The organism is Viridibacillus arenosi (assembly GCF_001955655.1).
GTDB lineage: Bacteria > Bacillota > Bacilli > Bacillales_A > Planococcaceae > Viridibacillus > Viridibacillus arenosi.
The window spans coordinates 133,823-147,875 of record NZ_MSPW01000008.1; the positions used below are offsets into that span (position 1 = coordinate 133,823).

16 protein-coding genes are annotated in these 14,053 nt (G+C 33.4%); 13 read left to right on the plus strand and 3 right to left on the minus strand.

The annotated features are described in order from the left end of the window. Window positions 1-17 precede the first annotated feature (17 nt). The 3 genes from BK137_RS15120 to BK137_RS15130 all read left to right on the plus strand — a co-directional run bounded on the left by BK137_RS15120 (window position 18) and on the right by BK137_RS15130 (window position 2,448). Window positions 18-1,160 carry an oxidoreductase family protein gene (locus tag BK137_RS15120; RefSeq protein WP_051448715.1) on the plus strand — a complete coding sequence of 381 codons (1,143 nt, stop codon included), beginning with the start codon at window positions 18-20 and terminating at the stop codon, window positions 1,158-1,160. A gap of 159 nt (window positions 1,161-1,319) precedes the next feature. Then, entirely contained in the window at window positions 1,320-1,850 is a 531-nt protein-coding gene (locus BK137_RS15125) for a GrpB family protein (protein ID WP_038185306.1), read from the plus strand. A 4-nt stretch (window positions 1,851-1,854) separates the two neighbouring features. Then, window positions 1,855-2,448, plus strand: a complete 594-nt coding sequence (locus tag BK137_RS15130; protein WP_162148712.1) for a tetratricopeptide repeat protein — start codon at window positions 1,855-1,857, stop codon at window positions 2,446-2,448. Between the two features lie 122 nt (window positions 2,449-2,570). Here the strand turns inward: BK137_RS15130 and BK137_RS15135 are convergent, their stop codons facing one another. Beyond that, the gene (locus tag BK137_RS15135; RefSeq protein ID WP_038185300.1) at window positions 2,571-2,897 is read right to left on the minus strand and encodes a four-helix bundle copper-binding protein; all 327 of its coding nucleotides are present in this window, start codon (window positions 2,895-2,897) and stop codon (window positions 2,571-2,573) included. A gap of 242 nt (window positions 2,898-3,139) precedes the next feature. Between BK137_RS15135 and BK137_RS15140 the strand changes: the two genes are divergently transcribed. From BK137_RS15140 to BK137_RS15150, 3 genes are all read left to right on the plus strand, one after another. Continuing rightward, entirely contained in the window at window positions 3,140-3,676 is a 537-nt protein-coding gene (locus BK137_RS15140) for a peroxiredoxin family protein (protein ID WP_038185295.1), read from the plus strand. Between the two features lie 88 nt (window positions 3,677-3,764). Continuing rightward, window positions 3,765-4,343: a GNAT family N-acetyltransferase gene (locus tag BK137_RS15145; protein ID WP_038185292.1), complete on the plus strand. Its 579-nt coding sequence runs from the start codon at window positions 3,765-3,767 to the stop codon at window positions 4,341-4,343. 303 nt (window positions 4,344-4,646) lie between these two features. Beyond that, entirely contained in the window at window positions 4,647-5,933 is a 1,287-nt protein-coding gene (locus tag BK137_RS15150) for a histidine--tRNA ligase (protein ID WP_038185289.1), read from the plus strand. Between the two features lie 121 nt (window positions 5,934-6,054). Here BK137_RS15150 and BK137_RS15155 read toward each other — a convergent pair whose 3' ends face one another. Then, entirely contained in the window at window positions 6,055-6,264 is a 210-nt protein-coding gene (locus BK137_RS15155) for a DUF6366 family protein (RefSeq protein ID WP_038185288.1), read from the minus strand. 242 nt (window positions 6,265-6,506) lie between these two features. Here BK137_RS15155 and BK137_RS15160 point away from each other — a divergent pair, with 242 nt between their 5' ends. From BK137_RS15160 to BK137_RS15190, 7 genes are all read left to right on the plus strand, one after another. Beyond that, the gene (locus BK137_RS15160; RefSeq protein WP_038185282.1) at window positions 6,507-6,908 is read left to right on the plus strand and encodes an Rrf2 family transcriptional regulator; all 402 of its coding nucleotides are present in this window, start codon (window positions 6,507-6,509) and stop codon (window positions 6,906-6,908) included. Between the two features lie 84 nt (window positions 6,909-6,992). Next, on the plus strand, window positions 6,993-7,898 hold the full coding sequence (locus tag BK137_RS15165) for an NAD(P)/FAD-dependent oxidoreductase (RefSeq protein ID WP_038185279.1): 906 nt from the start codon (window positions 6,993-6,995) through the stop codon (window positions 7,896-7,898). A 156-nt stretch (window positions 7,899-8,054) separates the two neighbouring features. Continuing rightward, window positions 8,055-9,521, plus strand: a complete 1,467-nt coding sequence (locus BK137_RS15170; RefSeq protein WP_038185277.1) for an amidase family protein — start codon at window positions 8,055-8,057, stop codon at window positions 9,519-9,521. Window positions 9,522-9,570: 49 nt separating this feature from the next. Further along, window positions 9,571-10,047 carry a DinB family protein gene (locus BK137_RS15175; protein WP_038185275.1) on the plus strand — a complete coding sequence of 159 codons (477 nt, stop codon included), beginning with the start codon at window positions 9,571-9,573 and terminating at the stop codon, window positions 10,045-10,047. A gap of 47 nt (window positions 10,048-10,094) precedes the next feature. Further along, on the plus strand, window positions 10,095-10,970 hold the full coding sequence (locus BK137_RS15180; protein ID WP_038185274.1) for a hypothetical protein: 876 nt from the start codon (window positions 10,095-10,097) through the stop codon (window positions 10,968-10,970). A 65-nt stretch (window positions 10,971-11,035) separates the two neighbouring features. After that, complete coding sequence (locus BK137_RS15185) at window positions 11,036-11,500, plus strand: hypothetical protein (protein WP_038185270.1); 465 nt, start codon at window positions 11,036-11,038, stop codon at window positions 11,498-11,500. Window positions 11,501-11,626: 126 nt separating this feature from the next. Continuing rightward, window positions 11,627-12,376, plus strand: coding sequence for an aminoglycoside phosphotransferase family protein (locus tag BK137_RS15190; protein ID WP_038185267.1), 750 nt, complete (start codon window positions 11,627-11,629; stop codon window positions 12,374-12,376). 228 nt (window positions 12,377-12,604) lie between these two features. On the opposite strand, the gene BK137_RS15195 is transcribed toward BK137_RS15190, so the two are convergent. Next, window positions 12,605-14,029: a VanZ family protein gene (locus BK137_RS15195; RefSeq protein ID WP_038185264.1), complete on the minus strand. Its 1,425-nt coding sequence runs from the start codon at window positions 14,027-14,029 to the stop codon at window positions 12,605-12,607. Window positions 14,030-14,053 lie beyond the last annotated feature (24 nt).

The window sequence follows — 14,053 nt, forward strand, 5'->3', positions numbered from 1 at the left end:
ATAACGAGGTGACTAATATGAACCAATTATTATTAAGTAAACGTGTAGACTTGGGAATATTACATCAATGTGTTTCAAAGATATTAAACGAACGAGTTAATTGTGTGAAAAGCTGGGAATTTGATTCGATCGTTTGTAAATCCCTTAATTTTACGACAGAAGGTGTTTACCGTATTCATGGGATTGCAGATATCATGGGAAAGGAAGTACCATGGGCTGTTGTGGTAAAGGTCATAAAGCCTGGACAAGTAGAAATGAATGATCCATGGTATCACAACTATTGGAGGCGTGAAGCATTGGTCAACCAGTCAGATATATTGGTTAAACTTCCTGATGTGATTAATACCTCACAATGTTTTAACGTTGAGGAAAAAACAGATGGTTCAGTGTGGATATGGATGGAAGAAATAATAGAAGATAGTATTAAGATTTGGTCTGAAAATGATTATGCATTTGTGGCTCGTCAATTGGGAATTTTCAATGGAGCTTATGTAACAGGTCATACACTTCCAGAACACAACTGGATTTGTCGTAATTGGCTTGAGTCATGGATTAGTGGATGTAAGAAATATGCAAGTGACCCAAACATTTATTATCCTCAAATACAGTTTGGGCTTAATATCGAAAATATTTGGGATTCTTATACCTGTTTAAATAATAATATTAATAATCTTCTTCAAGCCTTAAGTAAACTACCGCGTGTTCTTGCTCATCAAGATTTAAGCCGGCAAAACATGTTCATAAATACATATCAAGGTGCAGTGAAAGTGTGGACATTAATTGATTGGCAGTTTTTAAGTATCTCGGGGTTAGGAGAAGATTTAGGTAAATTATATGGTGTTGCGATGAGTCAAGGAAATATTGAAAGTGATCAAGGTGACTACTATCAAAATTTATTATTTAAAAACTATATTGAAGGACTTAAAGATGCTGGATGGAATGGGGACATAACATTACCAAGATACGGATTTTGCGCTTCTGTCGCTTTAAGAAGTGCTTGGGAAGTACCCAAATTAATCAAGTTAGCGGCAAGTTCACAAATCGATTTGAATGTAATTGAAAATCTCACTCGAATTGTAAGTATCCAAATGGATTTGGGTGTAGAAGCGGATAGTTTAATGAGGGATGTTAATTTGTCGGAGCAAGAATTTATTAATTAAATATGGAAAGTTTAGGGATTTAAATGAATGTTTGAATGAATATTAAGCAGTGAACTATGCTTATTTGCTACATCTATTATAACAAAAATTCACATATAATATTAGCCTGTTTTTGGGAAGTAATATACGGTAGCCTTAAATAATAAGGGAGGGATGGAAATGTCTGGATTACAAAAAGGCGAAGTATATTTAGTGGAACCTGATGATAACTGGGTGCAATCTTTCATAAATGAGAAGGATATTTTGCAAAGAGTTTTAGGGGATTTAATAATAGATATTCAGCATATAGGCAGCACAGCTATTCCAGGAATTAAAGCTAAGCCATTAGTAGATATAATTATTGGTTTAAGAAAAATAGAAGATTTTAAAATGTTTGATTTTCAGGAGCTCAAAGAGAACAGTTATTATCATTTAGCGAAAGTTAACATTGAAGGCAAGGAAGTTATTGCAAAGTTTGAAAGTTTGGAGCCTCTATTCAAAACGCATGTTGCTCACGTTGTAGAGTATGGAGGAGAATGGTGGCAAAAGCATATACTATTCCGTGATCGCTTAACAGCACAACCTGAATTGGCAAAGGAATATGAACAGTTAAAAATAAAGCTGTCTAAAGAACATCCAAACAATGAAAATGCTTATGCTAATGCGAAGTTGGAGTTTGTGGATAGAGTCATTAAGATGAATGAAGATTAGCTTTTTGGAGGTATTATCTAATGGATATTCTATCCTAAAATCAAGTTTAGTAATGCTTAATGAATTCATATACTTTGATGAAAACCAATATTTACGTGAAAAATGCAACAATTATGAAGCAATAAATGAACTGACATCTCAATTTGAAGAGGCTATAAAATCTTTAGAGCAATATTCTAAAATTGAGCAGATTTTTCTATTTGGAAATCTTGGTAATCTATATCGTATTGCAGGAGATAGTAAGCAAGCCGTAAATATATTAGAAAAAAGTTTTAAGCTTGCTGAAGAAAGTGGTCTAAAAAAATTAAAGATTGCTAATCTGATTCGTTTAGGCGAAGCATATAAATATGCTGGACAATATGAAGAAGCATTAAGGTTGTTTGACTTAGCTATTCGAGCATTAACACCTACAGATGATTGTGATTTAGTGGATTTTGCTCTACAGCATAAAGGGAAGTGTCTAATGGAATTGGATGAATGGAAAATAGCACTATCTCATTTTAACGAAGCATTATCTATTCGAAAAAGAAAAAAAGAGCAATCTTTAATTCATTCAACAGAATTGGCAATACAATTTGTAAAAGAAAATAGAAACTAATAAAATCTCTTTAGAATGTGATGAATCATTCGGAGACAATCAGTAAATCATTTATCTTGCTAAAACAAACTAAGGCTACTCCAAAACTCATTTTGAAGTAGCCTTTTCTAAATTAATTATTATTAAGCGCTCATGTTACGGCAAGCATCTGCACATTTCTGGCAAGTCCGAGCACACTGTTGGCAATGTTCATGATTGTGTTTCGCGCATTCTTCAGCACAGCGTTCGCAAATGTCAGCGCAAAGATTACAAATCTCATCAATAAATGGAGAGTTTGAAACCATCGCTTGAATCGCAAACATACAAGCATCAGCACAAGCACGATCATATCGAATACATTTGGTCATCATTTTGACATCATCTTCTTTTAAACATGAATCAAAGCATGTGTTACACGCCTCCAAATATTCCATACAAATTTTAATACATTCTTCATATTGTCTATTCATGTAAACACTCCTTTAAAATAACATTAATCTTTTATGTACCCTGATGGATTGAAAATAAACAAATAGAACAATTCTTTTACTATTTATAAAAAATTTTCACAAGTTTTTGTTCTACATAACAATAGTATTAATCAAAATATAAATGGAAAATAAAATATTTTAATGTAAAATAAGTAAAGTATTAGTATTGGCATTTCTTATTAAAATCTGATTTGAGAAATGATATTTTGGAGGAGATATTAATGAACTTTAGAGCTTTGGCAAAGATTATTTCAGTTTTTATAGTTATCTTTATGATTATATTAATGATTAAAACAAATTTTATAGATAAAGATGAATCTGCTGAATCAGGACTTAAAATAAACGATGTTGCACCTGATTTTCAATTGAAAAATTTAGCCGGTGAACAAGTGAAATTATCAGATTATAGAGGACAAAAAGTACTACTCAATTTTTGGGCTTCATGGTGTCCACCTTGTAAAGAAGAAATTCCATATATGCAAAAGTACTATGAAGAGTATGGAGAAAAATCTGATATGGTAATTCTTGCAGTAAATATGACTAGGGTAGAAAAAGGCGGTAAAGAAAAAATAGAGGAATTTGTTGAGAAATATGAAATGACATTTCCAGTTCTAGTAGATGATAATGATGGTAAAGTTATGAAATTATATGATGTACGATCTTTTCCAACAACATATATCATAAATAGTGAGGGGGTAATTACTCAAAAAGTTAGAATGTCTTTAGACGATAAGAAAATCAAAGAAATTATTAATTAGAGTAATTAAATCTGTTAAAATAAACAGATTTTTTATAGATGTTATTTTCAAGCGATATTAGATTGTATTTGAATTGGAGGCATTTATAATGCAAATAGAAAACAGGACTTTTCCAATACTAGAAACTGATAGATTAATATTAAGAAAAGTTACAGAAGTTGATGCACGTAGTGTTTTAAAATATATGTCTGATAATGAAGTAGTAAAGCATATTGGATTAGAACCTTTTAACACAGTTGTGGATGCAATGGATGAGATCACTTGGTATCAAACAATATTTGAACAGGGTACAGGAATTAGATGGGGAATTACTTTAAAAGAAAATAATGAAGTAATTGGTAGCTGTGGTTTTCTTAACAGGGTCCCTAAGCATTTTCGTACAGAAATCGGTACTGAATTAAGCAAAGAATACTGGGGAAAAGGTATTGCTAGCGAGGCTTTTGAAGCTGTAATTAGATACGGGTTTGAAAACTTTAAACTTCAAAGGATTGAAGCGTTAATCGAACCTGAAAATATTGCATCACAAAAATTAGCTGAAAAACAAGGCTTTATAAAAGAAGGATTACTAAGAAATTATGAGTTTACTTGTGGTAAATTTGACGACTTATATATGTATTCACTGTTAAAGCAAGATTTTGATTTAAATGAATCACAAAGTAACGAATAAAAATCAAGCATATTGATTTCATTTTATTCAATTCACCAAAAGTCTCAATTTAATTTGCGCAACAAAAATCATTGAAATATTCTAATTATTATGTTAAGTTAATTATCAAATATGAGGTGAATTATATGTTACGAACAAAAATTTTAAGTAACACTTCACAATTCCATCATCACATGTAGTCTTGCTATCCGATTTTATAAAATCGCGCATAGGAAGACTATTTATATTGAACTGCATCGATAAAGGAAATCACTTTTATCAGGTGCAGTTTTTTTATTTTCAAAAAATTAGGGGGAATATCAAATGAGAAAAATGGATTATCAAAATGTTAAAGGTACACAAGATTATTTACCTGAAGCTGAAGTGATTAGAAGGAAAATTAGAAGAACGCTTGAAGACACATTTATACAATACGGTTGTAAACCACTTGAAACGCCAATATTGAATTATACGGAGCTGATGGCTTCAAAGTACGGTGGTGGTGCAGAAATATTAGAGGAAATGTACACATTAACTGATCGGGGAGAGAGAGATTTAGCACTTCGTTATGATTTAACGATACCTTTTGCAAAAGTTGTGGCGATGAATCCCGCCATTAGAATGCCTTTTAAGCGATATGAAATTGGTAAAGTTTTTAGAGATGGGCCAATAAAGACAGGACGATTCCGTGAATTTACACAATGTGATGTAGATATCGTAGGAGTAGAATCTCAAATTGCAGAAGCAGAGCTGATGGAAATGGCACTTTCCGCCTTTACCAAGTTAGATTTGAAAATCGCCATTCAATATAACAACCGAAAATTATTATCCGGAATGTTAGAAATGTTTGAAGTACCTACTGATCAAATGAGTGCAGTAATATTAGTGTTGGATAAATTAGAGAAAGTGGGTGTTTCAACGGTAAAGAAGGAACTAAGCGAATTAGGTTTACCACAAACAATAGTAGATTCCATCGAGCGGTTTTTAACTGATGAGAAGAATAAGACGATCGATTATTTTGAGTCATATACTAAATTGAATAACAATATTGAGCAAGGAGTAAATGAATTAAAAGCATTAGAATCATTCTTAGCATATTTAAATATTTCTGAGCAATGTATTTTCAACCCATTTTTAGCAAGAGGTTTGGAAATATATACAGGTACGATTTATGAACTCTTTTTAGTCGACCAGACAATTAAATCGAGCATTGGGAGTGGTGGGAGATACGATAATGTGATTGCAGGCTTACTTGGTACGAATCAGTCTTTTTCAACTGTCGGTATATCTTTTGGATTAGATGTCATTTATACGGCTATTTCCTTGAAAGATTCAGCTGTAATAGAGGCTTCATTACTCGATTATTACATCATACCAATGAATACATTAATGGAATCCTTATTAGTTGCAACACGATTAAGACAGAAGGGATACAAGGTAGAATTAGATATGAGTAACAAGAAAATTTGCAAAGCGTTAGACCGTGCGAATAGTGAAGGCATACGCAATGTAATAATAATTGGTGAGAATGAAGTAGAGCTTAATCAACTAACGGTGAAAAATATGGAGACAGGTGAAACGAGAGTAGAGCCATTTCAATTTTCAAGCTAAGAAGACTTGCTACAAAAGACTCTGTTTTACTTGATTTTTGCTTTTCATCAGAAAAATAAGCATATTCGATATTAAGTCGAATATGCTTATTTTTCGTAGGGTGAACAATCCAATATAGTCCTTAGAATATAAGGTTGTATAAAATGAAACCAAAAATTAATACTAAAATTAATATGCCTGTACCTTTCCACCCCATACCTCCTGTTAAATCAGTTAAATTCCCACTACTTCCTCTATTCAATGCATCGTGTATAGAACCAGAGGGATTATTTTTCAATTCACTTTGTCTTAAGCGTTCTCTTTTTTCTTCTGGTGTTTCTTTTAGACTCATATTCCCCTCACATTTCTGCCCCTTTCTTAACAGTGGCTATTTTTATAAATGCATTATAGATTAATATTCTACAAGTTTTCCGATAAGCCTTGTTATACAATCATTTCTTTTATTGTCATGGTAGCATTTTTTCTAAAGCGACAGGAGAATTGCTAGTAGCAAAAAGACATCTAACTTGACTAAAAAACAGAAAATAGATATGGTAGATAAATGATATCTATGATTAGGAGTGAATTATTAAGGTGAAATATTCAAAAGCAACGAATTACGCTCTTCATACCATGTTATATTTAGTCAATGTTACTCCTGAAAAGCATGTAGGTGTTCAGCAACTTGCAACACATCAAGATGTTTCAACTACGTATTTGTCAAAAATACTGACTAAACTTGCTAAGGCGGGGATGGTTGAATCAGTTTCTGGTGCCAATGGTGGATATAAATTAAAACCTAATTGGGAAGACATATCTTTTTTAGATATTATTCAAGCTATTGAAGGTCCTACATCCTTATTTGACTATTGTTTACATCATGATCCAAATTGCTTGATTCAAAAAGTTATTGTTTCAGCAGAAGAAAAGATGCTAGATGAATTAAGAAATCAAAAAATTGTAGACATAGCTAAACAAATGACAGAGGCTCATTAAGCCCTGTTTTTTTACACTAATCATAGCTATTAAAGAGTATTAATATCTGTAATTAAAAATACCAAAAAGAACAGGGTGAAGAAAATGACTATTTTTGATTGTATTATTATTGGAGCAGGTCCTGCAGGATTAAGTGCCAGTTTAACATTAGGAAGAGCTAGAAGGAACATAGCAATATTTGATAACGGTACAAATAGAAACAGAGTGACACAGGAGTCACATGGATTCATCACTCGAGATGGGATCAAGCCACAAGAGTTTAAAGAAATAGGGTTAAATGAATTGAAAAATTATCCATCCATATCTTATTTCCAAAAAACAGTTACTCAAATTATCAAAGATTCTAGTAATGACCGATTTATCGCAAAAACAGAAGATGGCCTGGAATTTGTTGCAGAAAAAGTGATTTTAGCAGCTGGGATTCAAGAAGTATTTTCATTCCAGAGTATACGCGAGTATTATGGGAAGAGCCTCTTTAGTTGTCCATACTGCGATGGATGGGAGCTACGCGATAAGCCATTAGTTGTCATGGCAGATAGTGAGGCACATATAATGCATTTGGCTAAACTAGTATATAACTGGACGAAGGATTTAGTTGTCTTAACTAATGGAGTAGAACTATCTAAAGATGGGGCTAGTGAATTACAAAAGCGCAATATTAAGGTGAAAACGGAGCGAATTAAAAAATTAATAGGCGATGATGGTATTCTTCAAGAAATTGAATTTGTATCAGGAGAAACGATATTAAGATCAGGTGGGTTTGTTGTACCGTCTTTTTATCGACCAAATCAATTTGTTGAGCAATTAGGATGTAAAGTACAAGAAAATGGAGTAGTAGAGACAGATGGTTCAGGTCGCACATCTCAAAAAAATGTGTATATTGCTGGTGAAACCGAAAAATCAGGACCCTCTTCTTTAATGTTTGCTGCTGCAGATGGCAGTAAAGCCGCATTTTCTGTAAATATAGATCTTACTACGGAACGTTTTTAATTAAATTTACAGTAAAAATATTAAACCTCAATCTTTCAAAGAAAGAATAAGTTAATCTTATTTTCTTCTTTTTAAGATTGGGGTTTTATTATTAGGTCGTTATTAACAAATATAGTAAAATTAAATTAAGTTTGAAAAAAATGGAGGAATGTATAGGTGAGTATTAGGTTCAAAGATTTCTACCGAGATGAATTAACAATAGTCGATATACAAGATGCAATGGTAAATGGGGAAGTAACTTCAAAAGAGTTAACGATGTACTATCTTGATCGAATAGCAAAATATGATCAAGGTGGACCCAAGATTAATTCGATGCTGGAAATAAATCCTGAAGCGATTTTCATAGCAGAAGCATTAGATCATGAAAGAACGATTAATGGGGCGAGAGGACCTTTGCACGGAATTCCAGTTGTCTTAAAAGACAATATTGAAACGAATGATTATATGCATACGAGTGCAGGGACACTAGCACTCGAAAATTACTGTAGTTCATCAGATGCTTTTCTAGTAGATAAATTGCGACAAGCTGGAGCTGTTATTTTAGGCAAGGCGAATATGACAGAACTAGCAAATGCAATGTCGACGACAATGTGGGCTGGCTATAGTGCTAGAGGAGGGCAAGTATTGAATCCTTACGGTGACCCCAATCTATTTGTAGGTGGTTCAAGCTCAGGATCGGCAGTAGCTGTAGCAGCAAACTTTTCGGTTTTAGCAGTAGGTACAGAAACAGATGCATCTATTCTTAGTCCAGCAACCCTGAATTCAGTCGTAGGTATTAAACCAACTGTTGGTCTAATCAGTCGAAAAGGAATTATTCCCTTTACCTATTCGCAGGATACAGCAGGCCCCTTTGCAAGAACTGTAGGAGATGCAGCGATTTTGCTTGGAGCAATGGTCGGTGTCGACGAGCAAGATCCAGCTACACATAAATTGAAAGAAAGAGAAATCGAGGATTATACGAGTTATTTACATATCGATGGACTAAAAGATGCTAGAATAGGAGTCTTTACACATGGTTCTGACGAGTTTTATAACTCAGATGAATATGACGGTGAGTTATTTGAAAATGCAGTTCAAACATTACATGATCAAGGTGCAACAGTAGTGAAAGATATTGAAATTCCAGCGTTTCATAGAGAACGTAATGGTGCCGTTCTTTTATATGAACTAAAGCACAGCCTCGACAACTATTTATCGAAACTTCCACCACAACAACCTGTACATTCCTTTAGTGAACTAATTCAGTTCAATAAAGACCATGCAGATCGAGCGTTAAAAAATGGGCAAGACAGATTAGAACTGCGTGAACATCTACCAAATACGTTAAGTAATCCAGAATATTTAACTGCGCGCTTAGAGGATATCTATTTTTCTGAACAACAAGGAATTGGCTTTGCATTAAAAAAATACAATTTAGATGCTATTCTATTTCCATCATATTTAGGCTCTACTGTTTCAGCAAAAGCAGGTTATCCAACAATCGCAGTACCAGCGGGTTATATGGAATCAGGAAGACCATTCGGCATCACTTTTGCAAGCACATCATTTAACGAAGGAACATTAATCAAACTGGCCTATGCTTTTGAACAAGCTACTAAACATAGAAAAGTACCGAATATTTAGTTGGGTATCAAAAATAAAATCATTTAGTTTATAGATGGGAGAGATTTCAATGCAATTATTATTTCATTATAACTGGTTAATAAGAGATGAATGGTACAGCTGGTGTGAAGACTTAACAGAAGAAGAACTTTTAAAGAATCGAACTGGAGGGGTAGGCAGTATATTACAAACACTCTTTCATATAGTTGATGTGGAGTGGAGCTGGATACGTCTAATACAAGGTAAAGAGGATTTTCAAGAGAATTTTGATGATTATAAGAGTATAAGCAAGGTTCGAGAATTAGACGCTAGATTTCATAAGGAAGTAGAGGAGTTTGTAAACAACTGGGATGAAAACATGGAAAGTAATAAATTTTACGATTTACAATCAGATGGCAGTCATTTAACAGACACTTGGGGTGAAGTGATGCGACATATCATTGCTCATGAAATTCATCACATCGGCCAATTGTCCGTTTGGGCTAGGGAAATTGGGAAGAAGCCCATATCAGCAAACTTTATCGGTAGAGGGCTCGGCACTCATTAAAATCATTACTCCGATACTTATTATGAAAATAAAGGAGTCTGCCACTTATGGATAAGGAAAGCGCTAAACTAGAAAAAGTATCGCACAATAGTGATAGCAGAACGACTAGAATGGAGACTAAACCTGAGTTTACAAATAATAAGGATAAATTAGATTTTAAGACAGATGCAGATGGTTGTTTTAAAGGGTCGTATATCTTAAATCATCAAACTCAAACAGGTGATAAAATCGTTTTCTATATATTAGTGGAAAATATAGACTCCCCAGTCAGCTTCATTGTAAATGGGGAAGAGAGTGAATATCACATAATACATGTTCCGAAATTAGGAGAAGTTACATTCGATTTTGAACTTTCCAATTTACCAATAGGTAAGCATATTATTCACTTAATTAATGAGCCATGTTTCGAATATGTTGAGCAAGTGCAAGAATGTAACCCAAGTATTAAGTATATTTACACTCGAATTTATTTTTCTCTTGAAGTAACAAATGGAAAGATGCCATTAGAGCATAAAAAATATGAAATCATGCATGAACAGAGAGAATCAGATTTCAAAAACAGAATATCTTTAAAACTATTTGAAGATAAGAAACTTTCTATAGTGGCTGAACAAATTAAAGATGGCAGTTATTATCTGGCAATTAACAACGATAAAGATTATGAGATAAAAGGTCAATTGTGTTTAATGTCAGACTACCGTTTAGAGAGCACACAGAAATTAATAGTGCCTGAAAAGACGAAAGTTATAGTTCCTGTAAAGTTTCATAGAGAAACATTAAAAAAGAGTATCCGCTTTATATTTCTTATGACTCCAACAAAAATAGAGGCAGAAGCAGGCGTTCCTATTAGAGGCGTTTTTATGAGTGAGCGCTTATTACTACAAGATGAAGTGTTGAAAAAACAGAGCCATAATAATTACTGATTGTTACATGAATCTATTGCATAAAATGTATCTCAATCCTCTAAAAAGGAAGAAGGAGATACAAAATGAAAGGTAATAGATGTTTAATATTTACTATATTCTTATTCTTTGCCCTACTTAGTACTTCAACTGTTCATGCACAAATCTTGACTTACCCATTTGTAGTATGGGATGGAAAAGTATATGAAGTGTCCGAAGTAGTTTTGCTAGATGAAAAAATCGGCAATGTCATAGGGAAAGTAAATACAAAACCAAATGACTCATCAGGAGACTATTATGGTAATGCATCAAATACGTTTGCAATTGGCACAAAATATTATGAGATAAGCGGAGTTTCAATGGCAGATGCTATTGCAGTAGAAAATGAAAGAGGGCAATTCATACAAGCTGATTATGTACAAAAAGCAACAGAGCAACCAATGAGTGTGTTGCAAAAAGGAATAGTAAATGCATCAATCTTCGCTATACTTATTATTATCCTTGGTGTTAGGTATGGGCTGAAGAGATCTAAAACAAGGGAAATAAATTAGCCTATAAAAAATTCATTTCAGTTTAGATATGAAAAATAAAGCGCATAGTGGGATTTTTCGGTTTTATCATATGCGGCATCTTTTACTTACACTTTTTTTTTAGATAATATTTAAGGAGTGAAAAAAATGGATTTAGGACATCCGACAGCATCAGGAAACACAGCAAAAATCTATCTTTACAAAAACAAAATCGTTAAAGTATTTAATGAATATTTGCCGGATACGGAATCATCATATGAAGCAAATAAGCAAAAATATGCCTTTTTGCATGGACTTTCTGTTCCTAAAGTTTTGGATGTCACTAAAATAGATGGGAAACAAGCTATAATAATGGAGTATATTAAGGGAAGGACATTAGGAGAGCTTTTATCTGAAAATATGGATCAAGCAGAATATTACATGAATATTTCCATTGATATACAACAAAAAATCCATACGATTATTACGAATTCACTAGAACCAATGTCTGAAAAACTAAGGCGCCAAATTGAAGCAGCACACAAGTTGGATAAAAGACATAAGGCAGATTTAATACGAAAATTGGATTCGATGACATTTGAGAATAGGTTATGTCATGGAGATTATCATCTATATAATTTAATCATGTCCGATAATAAAGTTACAATTATAGATTGGGTTGATGCCAGTTCAGGTGATATACGTGCCGACATATATCGGACTTTTCTTTTGTATTCACAATTTTCAGCGGAATTAGCTGATATGTATTTGCGACTTTATTGTGAGAAAAGTGGATTATCAAAAGAAAGTATTTTTCAATGGGCTCCAATCATTGCAGGAGCAAGGTTATCTGAAAATGTATCATCGGAAAAAACTGAACGTCTTTTGGAGATAATAAATCATTACTGTCCTAGATAGCAATAATTTGAGTAGGGAATTGTGTAAAGGATAGTGATATGTTAGAAGATCAAAAGCAAGCAATTACGATATGCAAACAGCTACTTTACATAGAATAATGCCAATAAAATCAAAACTAATAATGCACAAAAGAAACTGGACCCTTTCTAACATCAAAGCCCAGGTTCTCTATTAATTTTGAGTCTGGGCTTTCATCATATTTGGAACGTGAGCTACCGAATGGTACGACTACTTTCTTGCTTGAATCAAGGTGAACCAACTTTTTCCATTAAATGTTCCGGAAACTCTGTATACTGGCTGATAGAAATCTTTCGTGTCATACATATACGTAAGCTCAATTAATTCTAAATCAAGTTGGTCACCTTTTTTTATAATAAGTTCTTCTTCCTGTACCAGTGCATTATATTTTATTTGGGGGAATTCTCCATTCTTAATTCGCTCATACACTTCTGCAAATGACAAGATGTTCACTTCCCGTATAAATTGGTTTTTATGAAGATTATACGATAATGAATAAACACTGCCATCGGGTTTAAGCCCAAGACTTAAATCACCATACCAATAATCTTTGTTTAAATCAGTACGATCTGGAAGTTCCCATTCAAAATCTCCATTCTCTAATACAGTAAATTCTGCATCTTGGGGTAGTATAGAAAGTTCGTCCATCATTGCCAATGCCTTGTCAACCATTGGCTCTTGCTCTGCTAATGAAGTTTGCTCTGGTGTATAAAGATCCTCTGAAAATGACCAACTTCCCTCTGAACTTATAAATAACGTAGATGGGACCCCTGCTTTATCTTCCAATAGAATCTCACGATCACCACCATTATCCTGTGCACTCAACTCTGATAATCCTAATTTCCCTTGTAACAGGGCTTCAACTCCAACATTATTAATCATTTTCTTATATACTGGGGCAACTGCGGGTAATGAGCTTAATTCTAATGAAGTTGATAAATCAACCCCTGACATATTCGATTTTGTATACGCGTTTATTGCTAGATGACCAAACTCCTTTTGGGCGTAGATAATATTCATCCCAAGAAAAATCAAACCCATCAAGAGAGGTATAGCAAGATTTCTGACCAGACTTTTTATTTTTACTTTTTTGTGATGAGCAATGGAAGCCCCTAGCATGTATAACTGGTATCCAATAATCCCACCAAGTGAATTGTTAATTAAATCATCAAGCTCAAAAATCCCTGCTCCTGAAAGTGTTTGATACGTTTCAATAGACAGTGTGGTACTTACAACTACAAAAAGAAGCCACTTAAACTCTTTAGTTTTAACGATAATTAAAGGCAAAAAAATTCCTAATGGAACAAACATTAATATATTAAAAATACAATTTTGTAGATCACGCAAAGAGTATTTCTTCCACGCATCAATGTAACCACTGAACGGATTAAGGTTCATCTGCAAGTAGTGTGAAGTGCCACGGCCAATAATAGTTAATTCACACACAAAAACAATATATCCGATGAAAAGTGCGCCAAGAATAAGTTTCTTTATTTGAATTTTTTTTCTGTCTGTTTGTTGTTTTCTATAATAAAAGAAGTAATATAGTGCAATAAGTAAGAACTCAACTACAATAATAATGATTACTGGCAACATTAAATACCGAATATTATTAATAATTTCTGTAACTCCCAAGATAAGACGCTCCTAACTAAATTA

Bases quoted from the DNA above. Each gene is read 5' to 3' on its own strand.
- BK137_RS15190 (WP_038185267.1), top strand. From the start codon at position 11,627: ATGGATTTAGGACATCCGACAGCATCAGGAAACACAGCAAAAATCTAT.
- BK137_RS15125 (WP_038185306.1), top strand. From the start codon at position 1,320: ATGTCTGGATTACAAAAAGGCGAAGTATATTTAGTGGAACCTGATGAT.
- BK137_RS15185 (WP_038185270.1), top strand. From the start codon at position 11,036: ATGAAAGGTAATAGATGTTTAATATTTACTATATTCTTATTCTTTGCC.
- BK137_RS15145 (WP_038185292.1), top strand. From the start codon at position 3,765: ATGCAAATAGAAAACAGGACTTTTCCAATACTAGAAACTGATAGATTA.
- BK137_RS15180 (WP_038185274.1), top strand. From the start codon at position 10,095: ATGGATAAGGAAAGCGCTAAACTAGAAAAAGTATCGCACAATAGTGAT.
- BK137_RS15150 (WP_038185289.1), top strand. From the start codon at position 4,647: ATGAGAAAAATGGATTATCAAAATGTTAAAGGTACACAAGATTATTTA.
- BK137_RS15120 (WP_051448715.1), top strand. From the start codon at position 18: ATGAACCAATTATTATTAAGTAAACGTGTAGACTTGGGAATATTACAT.
- BK137_RS15140 (WP_038185295.1), top strand. From the start codon at position 3,140: ATGAACTTTAGAGCTTTGGCAAAGATTATTTCAGTTTTTATAGTTATC.
- BK137_RS15135 (WP_038185300.1), bottom strand. From the start codon at position 2,897: ATGAATAGACAATATGAAGAATGTATTAAAATTTGTATGGAATATTTG.
- BK137_RS15155 (WP_038185288.1), bottom strand. From the start codon at position 6,264: ATGAGTCTAAAAGAAACACCAGAAGAAAAAAGAGAACGCTTAAGACAA.
- BK137_RS15175 (WP_038185275.1), top strand. From the start codon at position 9,571: ATGCAATTATTATTTCATTATAACTGGTTAATAAGAGATGAATGGTAC.
- BK137_RS15165 (WP_038185279.1), top strand. From the start codon at position 6,993: ATGACTATTTTTGATTGTATTATTATTGGAGCAGGTCCTGCAGGATTA.